The organism is Lacibacter luteus, from assembly GCF_004118265.1.
In the GTDB taxonomy this organism is placed as follows: domain Bacteria; phylum Bacteroidota; class Bacteroidia; order Chitinophagales; family Chitinophagaceae; genus Lacibacter; species Lacibacter luteus.
Map to the genome: position 1 here is coordinate 646,423 of NZ_SDHW01000001.1, position 14,149 is coordinate 660,571.

General features: G+C 41.0%; 8 protein-coding genes. 6 read left to right on the forward strand and 2 right to left on the reverse strand.

Annotation, left to right across the window (positions count from 1 at the left end):
* The first annotated feature begins 29 nt into the window (after window positions 1-29).
* From ESA94_RS02330 to ESA94_RS02340, 3 genes are all read left to right on the forward strand, one after another.
* A complete protein-coding gene (locus ESA94_RS02330; protein ID WP_129129246.1) occupies window positions 30-668 on the forward strand; it encodes a porin family protein in 639 nt (212 codons plus the stop codon).
* A gap of 24 nt (window positions 669-692) precedes the next feature.
* Entirely contained in the window at window positions 693-1,580 is an 888-nt protein-coding gene (locus ESA94_RS02335) for a bestrophin family protein (protein WP_129129247.1), read from the forward strand.
* 112 nt (window positions 1,581-1,692) lie between these two features.
* On the forward strand, window positions 1,693-6,384 hold the full coding sequence (locus ESA94_RS02340) for a translocation/assembly module TamB domain-containing protein (protein WP_129129248.1): 4,692 nt from the start codon (window positions 1,693-1,695) through the stop codon (window positions 6,382-6,384).
* A 42-nt stretch (window positions 6,385-6,426) separates the two neighbouring features.
* Here ESA94_RS02340 and ESA94_RS02345 read toward each other — a convergent pair whose 3' ends face one another.
* The gene (locus tag ESA94_RS02345) at window positions 6,427-7,626 is read right to left on the reverse strand and encodes a bifunctional 3,4-dihydroxy-2-butanone-4-phosphate synthase/GTP cyclohydrolase II (protein WP_129129249.1); all 1,200 of its coding nucleotides are present in this window, start codon (window positions 7,624-7,626) and stop codon (window positions 6,427-6,429) included.
* A 193-nt stretch (window positions 7,627-7,819) separates the two neighbouring features.
* On the opposite strand from ESA94_RS02345, the gene ESA94_RS02350 reads away from it, so the two are divergent.
* Window positions 7,820-11,047: a TonB-dependent receptor gene (locus ESA94_RS02350; protein ID WP_129129250.1), complete on the forward strand. Its 3,228-nt coding sequence runs from the start codon at window positions 7,820-7,822 to the stop codon at window positions 11,045-11,047.
* Between the two features lie 68 nt (window positions 11,048-11,115).
* Here ESA94_RS02350 and ESA94_RS02355 read toward each other — a convergent pair whose 3' ends face one another.
* Entirely contained in the window at window positions 11,116-11,922 is an 807-nt protein-coding gene (locus ESA94_RS02355; RefSeq protein WP_129129251.1) for an alpha/beta hydrolase, read from the reverse strand.
* 139 nt (window positions 11,923-12,061) lie between these two features.
* Here ESA94_RS02355 and ESA94_RS02360 point away from each other — a divergent pair, with 139 nt between their 5' ends.
* Both ESA94_RS02360 and ESA94_RS02365 read left to right on the forward strand, forming a co-directional pair.
* Complete coding sequence (locus ESA94_RS02360) at window positions 12,062-13,015, forward strand: ATP-grasp domain-containing protein (protein WP_129129252.1); 954 nt, start codon at window positions 12,062-12,064, stop codon at window positions 13,013-13,015.
* Window positions 13,016-13,032: 17 nt separating this feature from the next.
* Complete coding sequence (locus ESA94_RS02365) at window positions 13,033-14,145, forward strand: carboxylate-amine ligase (protein ID WP_129129253.1); 1,113 nt, start codon at window positions 13,033-13,035, stop codon at window positions 14,143-14,145.
* Window positions 14,146-14,149 lie beyond the last annotated feature (4 nt).

Consider the following 14,149-nt stretch of genomic DNA (forward strand, 5'->3'; position numbering starts at 1 on the left):
CGGCTACAATCACTAAAATAAAAAATGTAATGAAATCTCTTGTGCTTACCACTGTTATTTGCCTGTTTCTTTCTGCAACATCGTTTTCGCAAACACTTGGTAAAATTGAATATGGTATTAAAGGCGGTTACAGTTATGTATTCTCCAGTTTTTCTGCTGCAAAAACGGAAGGCTTTTCCGGTGGCTATGCAGGTGTAATGATGAAAATACCCTTCGATAACCGTTTATTCTTTAATCCGCAGGTTGACTTTAATTATCGTGGCATGAAAACAAATGCACTGCCTGCAGGCACGTACAGCAAGCTCAACGAAGTGCAGTTACGTTTAATGCCTGTTGTGCAGATAGACTTTAAACACCCAAGTCAAAATGAAAACAGCATGTTTGTAATGACGGGGCCTTCGCTTGGCTTTGGTCTTACTGGCAAACAAACAAAACAGGATGGCGCAGGTGTTCCAACAAATGCCAAACTTAAATATGGTTTTCAACACTACGGTATGTATGATGCAAGCTGGCATGCAGGTTTAGGTTACGAAACAACTTCGGGCCTGCGTATTTTGGTTGATTATACCTATGGCTTCGGTAATATGATCAATACAGACGATGCGCCGAGTTTACGTTACCACACTGTAAGTGCAGGCATCGGTTATTGGTTTGGTCGAAAAAAATAAGAACTTCGCTTTTTACTTGTTAGTATGATCGGTTACAATCCTAAAGAGTGGTTTACGTTTTTGTTTCATCTGCATAAGTCAGATACTATTCGTAAACTGTCGCCCCTCCTGCTCGGCATTGCTGCTTATTCTGGCATTATTGCTGTGCTGGAGGTAGAAGTATTTCGTCTTTCAGATAATAATCATCTTAAAAACATCCCTTTAATGCATAGCCTTTTGGGCTTTGCCATTTCAATGCTGCTGGTATTTCGTACCAACACGGCGTACGACCGCTGGTGGGAAGGCCGCAAACTTTGGGGAGCACTTGTAAACAATAGCCGGAATCTTTCAATTAAACTGGCGACAATACTCAAAGAAGATGATAAAGCCAACCGTACTTTTTTCAGCAGCAGTATTCCCTTTTATGCATACAGCTTATTGAACCACCTGCAGCAGGAAAGCACAAAAACAGCTTTGTTTGATGAAGATGATCATGGTCATTTAATTGCAACCATCGACCAGGGAAAACACATTCCTAACCAGGTGGCAGCACAATTGTTTAAACGTGTGCATAGCTTACACAAGCAGGGAAAAATAACCGGCGAAGAATTGATTGTATTGAATGCCGAGCTGCAATCGTTCACCGATATCTGTGGTGCCTGTGAACGGATTAAAAATACACCCATCCCCTTTTCGTACAGTGTGTTTATTAAAAAATTCATCTTCTTCTATGTAATGACCCTTCCTTTTGGTTTTGTATTCAGCATGGGTTATTATGTAATACCTGTAGTAACGTTTGTGTTTTATGTACTCGCCAGCCTGGAGTTGGTAGCCGAAGAAATTGAAGACCCTTTTGGTATTGATGCCAACGATCTGCCAATGGAGAAAATAGCCACGAATATTAAAAAGCATGTACAGGAGATCCTGCATTAAGCAATTGTTTGCACGAATCGTTAACCGGCTGCACTATTTGAGTTTGTTTTGTTAATTATGGTATTGAATTTGCCGTAACAGGCCGAATGGTTATTTTTACAGCTCAGATACCTTGGCACGAAAAATCGCTAAAATACTATCCCGCATTGTACTTGTTTTATTGCTTCTGCTCATAGCGGGGTGGTTGCTCATTCAAACAAGTCCCGTACAAAACTGGCTTACAAAAAAAGCAGCCAACTGGCTTGCCGGCGAATTAAAAACCGAAGTAAGTGTTAAGCATGTTAACCTTTCACTGTTTAACAAAGTATCGATTGAAGGCGTACTGGTTAAAGACCGCAATAAAGACACGCTTGCCAATATTGGTAAACTGAAGGCAAACATTACCGACTGGTTTTTCCTGAAAGAGAAGATTGAGTTGGAATATATCGGTCTTGAACAAACGAAATTATATGCCTACAGGAAAGACAGTGTATGGAACTATCAGTTTCTCATCGATTACTTCTCTTCTCCAGGTACAGGTAAAAAGTCGAAGTCGCAAACCGATCTGCGTTTTAAGAAAGTTGAACTGAAAGACATCGAGCTTATTCAACGTGATGACTGGCGTGGACAAACTATGTCGGGCAAACTTGGTTATCTCCTGGTAAACTTTAAAGAATTCGATCTCAACAAAAAAATAATCAATGCCGAATCGGTAGAAATAGAATCGCCTTACTTCAGCATCAACAGTTATGCGGGACTACGCCCCAAACGCCAACGGAAACCTGACAGTGCCTATCATCTAAACGAAAATAGTCCTGTTCACTGGAATGAAGCCGGCTGGAAATTTTCTGCGGCTGATATACGTATTGCGAATGGAACGTTCAAAAACGATATTGCAACCGAACGTGCAGTCTTCGATTATTTTGATGGTGCACATATTGCGTTTGAAAAAATAAACGGCCGTTTTAAAGATCTCAAATTCATTGGCGATTCGCTTACTGCAAACATTCAGCTTTCAACAAAAGAACGCAGCGGGTTTCAAGTAAAACAATTGAAAGCCGATTTCCTGTTTCATCCGCAGGGTATGGAGTTCAGCAACCTGTTGGCAGAAACAAACAAAAGCCGGCTCAGTAATTTCTTTGCCATGCGTTATTCGCAGTTCGATCACGACATGAGCGAGTTTATTACACATGTGCGTATGGAAGGTGTGTTTAACAACAGCGAACTGCATAGCGATGATATTGCCTTCTTTGCCCCTGTTTTAAAAGACTGGAATGATAAGATAAATATCAAAGGCCGGGTAAGAGGTACAGTTGATCATTTAAAAGGAAACGACATTGTAATAACAACGCTCAAACAAACAGAGTTTGATGGCAGCTTTACCATGGATGGCTTACCCGATATTAACAGTACGTTTCTTGATCTGAAGTCGAATACACTCCGTACATCATATGCTGATGCAGCTGCAATTTATCCTCCTTTGCGCAACATCACCTACCCTGCTATTTCAAAAATCAGCTATCTCAACTTTACCGGATCGTACACCGGCTTCTTTAACGATTTTGTTACCTATGGCACCATTCACACCAACCTTGGCACATTGGTTACCGATATTAACCTGAAGCTGCCGAAAGGAACAGAAGCTATTTATTCGGGCAAAATAAAAACAGATGGTTTTGCATTAGGTACGTTTATTAAGGATACCTTGTTTGGCTCTATTGCAATGAATGGCTCTGTAAAGGGAAAAGGCTTTAACCCGAAAACATTGTTTGCAGAAGTAGATGGTAATGTGCGTGCCATTTACCTGAACGGTTACACGTATAAGAACATTACAGCAAAAGGCATTTACGAAAAACAAAAATTCGATGGTGCTTTTGTTGTAAACGATAGTAACCTGCGTGTAAATCTTACCGGTTTGGTAAACTTCAGAAAAGATACTCCCGTTTACAAAGTAACCGGCGATGTGTACCACATCAATTTTAAACAGCTTGGTTTTACTAAAAACGATCTTCGTCTTAAATCGTATGTTGATCTTGATTTTAAAGGTCGCAACATCGACGACTTTTTAGGTACAGCCGATTTACGCAATGCGGTTCTTACAAACGATACTACTCAACTCTCATTTGATTACCTTTCTTTATCATCGATAATTATTGATGGAAAAAAACGATTAACGGCAAGCAGTAATGAAGCTGATGTTAGCGTTGCAGGCGATTTTAATATTCTTGATTTGCCCAACGCTACCCTTTCATTTTTGCATACCTATTTTCCAAGTTATATTGCTCAACCCAAAAAACAGGCAAAGAACCAGGATTTTACATTTGAAATAACTACAAGAAACATTGCATCCTACATCGACCTGCTGAATATTCCGGTTAAAGGTTTCGATAACAGTACGGTTAAAGGCCGCATCAGCACAAAAGAAAATACGTTTGAAGTACAAACCGATGTGCCTGCTTTCAAATACAACAATATTGCGTTCAACAGTTCGTCCATTGTTGCAAAAGGCGATTACAATCGCTTAAACCTGCAGGGCGGTATTAATGAAGTAGCTTTTAACGATAGCCTGAGTTTACCAAAAACAACTTTTTCCTTAGTTGCTGCTAACGATACCGGCTCAGTAAATATTCGTACAAGAGCAACCCAAACGTTAAAGGATGCCGATCTCAATGCAAAAATCAAAACATCGAGAGAAGGTGTTGAAATTGTATTTCAACCTTCAACCCTGGTTGTAAACGATAAGGTTTGGAATATTGAAGATAAAAGCGATCTGTTCATTGGTAAAAACTCAATTCATTCGGACCGTATACGTTTGAACTCAGGTAATGAATCGATACTTGTTTACACAAAGATTACCGATACAGGATCATATTCGGATGAAGATGTTATAGTGGAATTGAACAAAGTACAGATCGGCGACTTTATGCCTTATGTACTCAAAGATCCACGGCTTGAAGGACAGGTAACCGGTCGTGTGGATATTCTTAATCCGCTTGGAAAGTTTATGATCGAAACAGAACTCGATGCAGAGCGCTTTCGCTTTAACAATGATTCAATCGGCACCGTAAAACTTTCGGGTAATTACAACAGTCAATCGGGTGAGATCAATACAAAGATTATTTCCGACAATCCGCTGTACGATTTCTTCAGCGAAGGAAAGATCAACATCAAAGACCCGAAGAACCCGCAGATAGACCAGGTAATTGATGCAAAGAATTTAAAGCTGAGCATTCTTGAAAAATACCTGTCAATTATTATGACGGATATGCGTGGTGTTGCCAATGGAAAAATTCTGGTTCAAGGCAATGCTGCTAAACCCGACCTGATCGGCAATGTAAAACTCAGCAACGCATCGTTTGTGTTAGACTATACGAAGGTTCGTTACAATATGAAAGAAGGTACCGAGATCGCCTTCCGTAAAGGCGAAATTGATTTCGGCAACATTGCTTTAACCGATACAACCAACCGTGCTGCAACTTTTTCCGGAAAACTCTATCATCAATTCTTCGACAGCATGAGTTTCCGTATGTCGTTTCGTGCAAACGATACCCGCAGAGGTTTGCTTGTGCTTAATACTACCAAGAAAGACAACAGTCTTTTTTATGGAAAAGTAATTGCAAACGCAAGCGGCACTGTTAATGGCGATGTTGACAATCTTGTGTTACGTTTCCAGGGCGAACCAACAGACAGCTCACATATCTACTTACCTACTTCCGATTCGAGAGTAACGGGCACAGCCGATTTCATTGTGTTCCGCAAGTATGGTAAAGAAATGAAAGTGGAATCGCAGATAAAGAAAACATCGAACATGTTGGTTGATCTGGATATTACTGCCAACCCGCTTGCAAAAGTTGACTTGATCTTAGATGAAGTAACCAATGATATTATTCAGGGGCAAGGTTATGGCAACCTCAACATTCGCACCAGTACAATTGAGGGCACAACCATGGCTGGTCGCTACAATATTACCAATGGTAAGTACACCTTTAACTGGCAGAAAGTATTTAAAAAACAATTTTTTATTGATAACGGAAGTGTTGAATGGAATGGCGATCCGTATAATGCAAACATTAATATTGATGCGAAATATATAACTCCTAATATAGCATTACCTCAGGATCTTGTACAGGGTTGCAGCTCAAACGAGCGAAGCCCTATAACATTGATCAGTAAATTAACTGGAACCCTTTCCAATCCAGTTATACAATTCAGGTTTGAGCTACCAAATGATCACCCTTGTAAATCAAATGCTGCGACCAGAGCGGGCTTCGAACGTTTATATGCAAATCCTAACGAATTGAACAACCAGGTTTTCTCGGTGTTATTGTTCAACCAGTTCCTTTCAACAAGCGCCAGCTCATCTAACTCTGCTGCGAACATTGGGACAAGTGTGTTGAGCAGTGCAGCAGGTACTATTTCAGAATTTATTGCACAACAGCTCGAATCGGGTTTGGGTATAGCGTTGAAAAATATTCCCGGCATTAATAAGCTCAATCTCGATCCGTATGTAACATTTAATCCGCTGCTCGTTTCAGGTTTGCAGGCACAAGGTGTAGGCTTCAACGGCACAGGAAATTTTGGTGTAACCAAAACCATGTTAAACGGAAGATTGATCTTAAAAGCAGGCGGTTCCTTATTGGTAAATACAGGCCAGGCCACTACTACACAAACCAACCAGCTGACTCCTGACTTTACATTGGAGTGGTTACTTTCACCCGATGGTAAACTGCGTATCATCGGCTTCTACCGAAGTGTATACGATGTGCAATGGCGTGCAGCTAACCGCACAGGTATCAGCTTCTCTTATGTTCGGGAATTTGAATAGAAAAAAAGCTGCTTGAGTTTTAAGTCAAACAGCTTGCACACTTTATTTCAGAATTTCGTGACCGAGTTTATCTCTTTTTGTTTCGAGATATTTTTGATTGTGCATGTTGGGAGCGATCTGTATGGGAACAGTATCAACGATCTTCAACCCATAACCCAATAAACCTGCACGCTTTTTAGGATTGTTGCTGATGAGTTTTATGTTGCAAACATTTAATGTACGCAGAATTTGTGCACCTACACCATAATCTCTTGCATCCATTGGTAAACCAAGATGAAGATTGGCTTCAACCGTATCCATCCCTTCTTCCTGCAGCTTATAAGCTTTTAGTTTATTGAACAAACCGATACCTCTTCCTTCCTGGTTCATATATAATACCACACCCTTTCCTTCCTTCTCAACCATTTGCATGGCGCCATGTAATTGTTCGCCACAATCGCAACGCAGCGATCCTAAAATATCGCCGGTAAAACAAGATGAGTGCACACGCACCAACACCGGTTCATCATGTTCCCACTGGCCTTTTATTAATGCAAGATGTTCCTGTCCGGTTTCTTTTTCTTTAAAAGCAGCTAGTTGAAACTGTCCGTATGCTGTAGGCATTTCTACCCGTACAATTTCTTCAATAAGTGAATCTGTTTTTAAACGGTACTCAATGAGGTCTTTGATGGAGATGATCTTTACATCGAGCTTTTGTGCCAGCACTTCCAATTGCGGCAAACGAGCCATGGTGCCATCTTCATTCATAATTTCTACCAGCACGCCGGCGGGTTCAAGACCTGCAAGTCTTGGCAAATCGATAGCCGCTTCGGTATGGCCTGTACGACGGAGTACACCGCCGGGCTTTGCACGCAAAGGAAAAATATGTCCCGGACGGGCAAGATCTTCTGGCTTGGTATCGGGATTAATGAGCGCAAGAATTGTTTTTGAACGATCCTGTGCCGAAATGCCTGTTGAAGTTCCCTGACCAATCAGATCAACAGAAATGGTAAAAGCAGTTTCGTGTAAAGATGTGTTGGAAGAAACCATTGGTTCAAGGTTCAGCTCTTTACAACGGTCATCGGTAAGCGCTGCACAAATAAGCCCACGTCCCTCTTTTGCCATAAAATTGACAATTTCGGGAGTAGCGTGCCTGGCCGCAACAATAAAATCGCCTTCATTTTCACGGTCTTCATCATCTACCACAATAACTATTTTACCTTGCTTAATATCCTCAATAGCACTTTCAATAGAATCCAGCATGCGTTTCCTTTTAGGCCGCAAAGTTAGTTGAAAACAAGGCCGGAAAACGCAAGAAAAATGAGTTGTTTAAAAACGCCCGCTTGCACTTGCAGCAATTGCTTAAAAACCCTTGTCATTCTTTACGAATTGTTAATATTTCTTTATTTCTCTAACACAAGTTTGTTGTTTATTTGCACACGTAAAACTATAAAGTATGCTAAAAATCAAAAAACTGCTTTTGGGAGTCATTTCCCTGTTTCTTGCTTTTGCAGCCTATTCGCAGGTTACCACGGCTAATATTGCGGGTGTGGTAAAAGACGAGAGCGGAAATGTGCTTGAAGGCGCAACTGTTAAAGTAACGAATACCCAAAACGGCTCAGTTAAGTTGTCTAAAACAGACAAAAACGGTCGTTTCTCAATCCCCAACCTCGATGCAGGTGGTCCGTACGTTGTTTCTGTAACTTTCGTAGGATTTACGATTGCCGACAAAACAGATGTAATTCTGCAACTCGGTACAACTGAAACACTCGATTTTACTGCACGCTCATCGGGCAGCACACTGGAAACAATTGTGGTAACAGGCAGCAGATCTTCCCGTACCATCAAAACCGGTACAGGTGCAAACTTCAGCCAGCGTACAATTAATAGTTTACCGAACATTAACCGTAACATTTCAAACGTTGCTACTTTAACTCCACAAGCTGGTGGTGGTAACTCGTTTGGCGGTCGTGATGGTCGTTATAACAATATTCAGATTGATGGAGCCAGCTTCAATAACAACTTTGGTTTGTCGAGCAGCCCTTTGCCAGGTGGTACTATTCAGCCGATTTCTATCGATGCTATCGATGAAATTTCGGTAAACGTAAGTCCGTTTGATGTGCGCCAGGCAAACTTTACAGGTGCAGGCATTAACGCTACAACTAAAAAAGGTACCAATACATTTAAAGGAAGCATTTACGGCTTCTATCGTGATCAGGAGTTTTTGGGAAGAACAGCTGTAGGTCAAAAAATTCCAACTGTAACACAGTCACGTTCTAAAACAATGGGCGCACAAATCGGTGGCCCGATCATCAAAAACAAATTGTTCTTCTTTGTAAACGTAGAGCAGGTGGAAGTAAGTGTACCGGGTGTTGTTTGGAAAGCAAGCAGACCAGGTGTTACTCCAGATGCAAATACTACACGTGTTCGTGCAACTGCACTCGACTCTGTAAGTGCTTATTTGAAATCGAAATATGGTTACGAAACAGGTCCTTCCGAAAACCTTGGCAACTTCGAAACCAAGAACCAGAAAATCCTCGGCCGTTTAGACTGGATCATTAATACAAAACATACAGCTTCTTTCCGTTACAACTTCTCTAAAACAGACGACGACCAGTTGCTTAACGGTAACAGTGCGCCTAACCCACGCAGCTCTACCAACAGATGGAGTGTAAACAGTATGAGTTTTGAAAATTCAAACTACGCAAACACGAATAAGCTTGAATCGTATGCATTGGAAGTAAAGAGCAACTTTAACGATAAACTTTCGAACCAGTTTATTGCTACTTACACAAAAGCAAACGATCCTAAAAGAAGCTCTAATTCAACTCCTTTCCCTTTCATTGATATATGGGAAGGTGGTTTCAACTACATCAGTGCAGGTTACGAACTCTTTTCATGGAACAATGATGTTGTAAACAACACATTAACCTTTAACAACAACGTTACCTACACTACCGGCAAACACACTTTTACAGGTGGTGCTGCTTACGAAAAAATTTATGTACAGAACTATTTCATGCGTTATGGTACCAGCTACTACAGATATAATTCTTTAGCTGATTTCTTCAATAACGCAACTCCAAGTTCTTTTGCTATTACATTCCCTGTTGAAGGAAGAACTCCTTATGTTGAGTTAGACTTTGGCCAGGCAAGCTTGTATGCACAGGATGAAATTAAGTTCAGCGATAAATTTAAATTAACTGTTGGTTTACGTGCAGATCGTCCTTTATTCCAGAACGATCTTATTGCAAACAGTTCAATCAAAGCATTAACTTTCTACAATCTTAACAACCAACCTTTCAACATTGATGTAAGCAGCTGGTCGAAAGAACGCACTTACTTTAGCCCACGTGTTGGTTTTAACTGGGATATTCAAGGCGACAAAAGTTTAATCATCCGTGGTGGTACAGGTGTCTTTACCGGCCGTTTCCCGTTTGTATGGTTTACCAACCAGCCAAGCAACAGCGGTACTTCTGTAGTTCCTTACGAAGTTTCAGGTGCAGCATTAAGCAACTACCTGTTTAACCCCAACCCTCTGCATTATGTTAGCAGCTTCCCAAGCAGCGCTGGTACACCACCGTTACCAAGCAGCTTAGCAGCGGTTGACAAAGATTTTAAAATGCCACAGGTGTTCAGAACAAGTCTTGCTGCCGATAAAAAATTAGGCAACGACTGGACATTAACTGTTGAAGCTATTTTCAATAAAGACATCAATGCATTGTTGCAGTATAACGCCAACCAACGCCAGGCAGTAGGTACCACATTTGGTCCAGGCAGCCGTCCGTTATTTGGCAACACAACTGCTACAAGAAGATATAACACAGGTATCTCTGAAGCGATCATCCTTTCTAACACAAGCCGTGGTGCAGCTGGTATCTTTACTGTACAGTTAGCAAAACGCTTTAACAAGAACTGGGATTTCTCAGTTGCTTACACAGGAACAGTTGCTTTAGATGTTACGGGTAACCCGGGCTCACAGGCTGCAAGTTCCTGGAGTAACGTACAAAGCTTAAGAGGCAACAACAGTCTTGATCTTTCTTACAGCGATTACGCTACACCAAACCGTATTATTGCTTATGCATCGTACAAAGCAAACTGGAACAAGTTCTTAAATACAACATTTACATTGGTGTACTTAGGTTACGAACAAGGTCGTTTCAGCTATGTATATTCAAACGACTTCAACCAGGACGGTTTATCGAACGATTTGATCTATATTCCTAAAGATGCATCTGAAATTACATTTGCAACAAATGGTGCTTTCAGTCCGCAACAACAAAGCGATGCATTCTTTGCTTACATCAACCAGGATAAATACCTGAAAAAACACAAAGGTCAATTTGCTGACAGAAATGGCGCTAAAATGCCTTGGTTCAGCAACCTCGATTTCCGTGTATTACAGGATATCTTACCAATCAGCAAACACAAGAATTATGGTGTACAGTTAAGCTGGGAAATTGAAAACTTCACTAACCTGCTTAACAACGATTGGGGTGTAAGTAAACGTACAAACTACAACAACGGTGCAATCTTAGCTGTTGCTACTGCTCCTACAACAACTACAGCAGCAACTTACAGAATGAACCTTGTTAACGGTGCATTACCGGGCAAAACATATAGCAGCAATATTACTGTTGCTAATACCTGGAGAATGAACTTTGGTGTACGTTTGTTATTCTGATAACAGCAAATCACTATAAAAGAAAAAGGTTGTCTTTGCAGACAACCTTTTTCTTTTCAATCAATTTTTTATTTACCCCATCCCCACTCTAAAAACTCGGGAAATGCTTTGGTCCATGTTGGCACATCATGTGCTCCATCTTCCAGTTCGAGGTATTTTATTGCATCTGCAGCATAACCTTTGCGTTTCAGTTCCATTATAAGATCCAACGCATCATCAATTGAATCGATAATACCGTTGTTGTTGCGATCGGACTTTTCATCGAGCAATCCTGTTTGAAAAAAGAACCGCAACCACGGTGATGCTTTTCCTGCACGCACCTGGTTATGCATAATGCGGTCTGCCTCATCGGTATAACCATTATCATACGCCTTTTGCCGCCACCACAACGAGCCGGAAAACACGCCTACTTTAGTAAACTCATGTGCATGATTCCAAACAATATCCAACGCCATTAAACCACCGAGCGAAAAACCTGCAAATGCTTTTTCTTTAAACTGCGGAACGTTGTATTTTTTACGGAGGTAAGGGAGCAATTCGTTAAACACAAATTTTGTGTACAAATCTGCTTTGGCACCACGTCCTAAATAATCGGCCTGGCTGGCAATACCATATTCCATTTTACGATCGGTACCGCAATGTATACCCACACAAAGCAATGGTTGTATTTTTTGTTGATCGTATAAGTTTTCAAGAATATCTGTAAACGGCATTTTCAATAAATCCTGTCCGTCGTTTATAAGCAGTAAACTTATTTCGGCCGAATCAATAACGGGAGTCGGCAAATAAAAATCAACCGTTACTTCCCGTTCCAGGTACTCCGATAACAGCAGCTCCGATACAAACACAACCTGCATTAATTTCGTGTTAAGCATAAACGTCAAAAATAAGGAAATGCAGTAAAATATTTTAAAGGCAATAATTGATGTTACAGAATTGTGTGCTATATTAATGCAGTGAACAAAGAACTATACAATCAATAGTTCACACATCACCTACACAAAATAAAAAAGTATGAAAAAGATCGGCATCTTACACGGAAAAGAACGCTCTTTCCCCACTGCATTTGTTGACCGTATTAACAGTAAAAACATAGCCGGTATAACAGCTGAGCCTGTTCGTATTGACAAAGTAGTGCAGGGTGTAAATAATGGTTATGCTGTTATTGTGGATCGTATTTCGCAGGATGTGCCGCATTACCGTGCTTATTTAAAAAACGAAGCCATTACGGGCACAGCTGTTATCAATAACCCATTCTGGTGGAGTGCCGATGATAAATTTTTCAACAACTGTCTGGCTACAAAAATCAATGTACCTGTTCCCAAAACAGTGATCCTTCCGTCGAAAGAACGACCAGACGATACAAGCGACGCATCGTTCAGCAACCTTGCGTACCCGATGGATTGGGAAGGCATGTTCAACTACATTGGCTTTCCGGCTTATATGAAACCATTTGCAGGAGGTGGTTGGAAGAATGTTTACAAGCTCAACAATGCTGCCGACTTTTTTGATAAGCATGCAGAAACCGGACAGCTTGTAATGTTATTGCAGGAAGAGATTGTGTTTGAAGAATATTACCGTTGTTATTGTATTGGCCGCAAGTATGTACGTATTATGAGTTACGAACCACGTAACCCACATCATTTACGCTATGTAGCAGACTTTCAACCATCGGCAGAAAAACTGCAGATGATGACAGATATTGTATTGCGCATCAACAATTATCTTGGTTATGATTTTAATACCGTAGAACTTGCATTGCGTGATGGTGTGCCGTATGCAATTGACTTCTGTAATCCTGCACCTGATGCCGACCTTGCAAGTGTTGGGCAGGAAAATTTCGATTGGGTTGTTGAAGCTGCCGCCAATTATGCCATTGAACGTGCCTTAGAACAAAAACCGGGTGAAGACAATTTAACCTGGGGTGAATATGTAAAACGTGGAGCGAACAAGCAATCCTTGTATTAAAAAATTAATATTAACGAATGGCTAGCATCAACTATAAACAGTTTACAATAGGTGTTGAAGAAGAGTACATGGTTTTTGATCCTGTAACAAGAGAATTAAAAAGCCATGAGCAGAAAATTGTAAGCGAAGGACAAAAAGTGATAAAGGACAAAGTGAAGGCCGAGATGCACCAGGCTGTGGTGGAAGTTGGTACAGATATTTGTCACAGTATTGAAGAAGCGTACAACGATGTTGCTTTACTGCGCAAAACCATACATGGTATTGCAGGCAATATTGGGTTAGCTGTTGGCGCAAGCGGTACACATCCGTTCAGTCATTGGCAGGACCAGCTAATTACCGATCATGTACGTTACAACCAGATCGTAAACGAATTGCAGGAAGCTGCAAGAAGCAATCTCATATTTGGTTTGCATGTACATGTAGGAATGGAGAACAGGAAGATGGCTATTCACCTGGCCAACTCTGCACGTTATTTTTTACCACATGTATATGCACTAAGTACCAACTCTCCTTTTTGGGAAGGACGCATGACGGGTTACAAATCGTTCCGCACAAAAGTGTTTGATAAGTTCCCCCGTACAGGCATTCCCGAATCGTTCGACAGTATTGAAGCATACGAAAACTATGTTGCACTGCTTATTAAAACAAACTGTATTGATAATGCAAAGAAGATCTGGTGGGACCTACGTGTACACCCCTTCTTCAACACCATTGAGTTTCGCATTTGCGATGTACCGATGACCGTAATGGAAACCATTGCGATTACAGGCTTGTTCCAGGCTATTACAGCTAAACTGTATAAGCTGCGTAATCAGAATATGAACTTCATCCAATACCAACGGGCACTGATAAACGAAAACAAATGGAGAGCGAGCCGCTATGGCATTGATGGTTATCTGATTGATTTTGGTAAAGAAGAAGAAACCAATACCCGTGCACTCATTTACGAATTGCTCGATTTTGTTGATGATGTTGTGGATGAGTTGGGTTGCCGTGCTGCCATCAACTACATTCCTGAAATGTTGAACAAAGGCACCGGTGCCGACAGACAGCTAAAGGTATACGAGGATACAAAAAGTCTTCCTTCGGTTGTTGATTATATTGGTGCTGAGTTTTTGAGTGGAGTGTAATCCT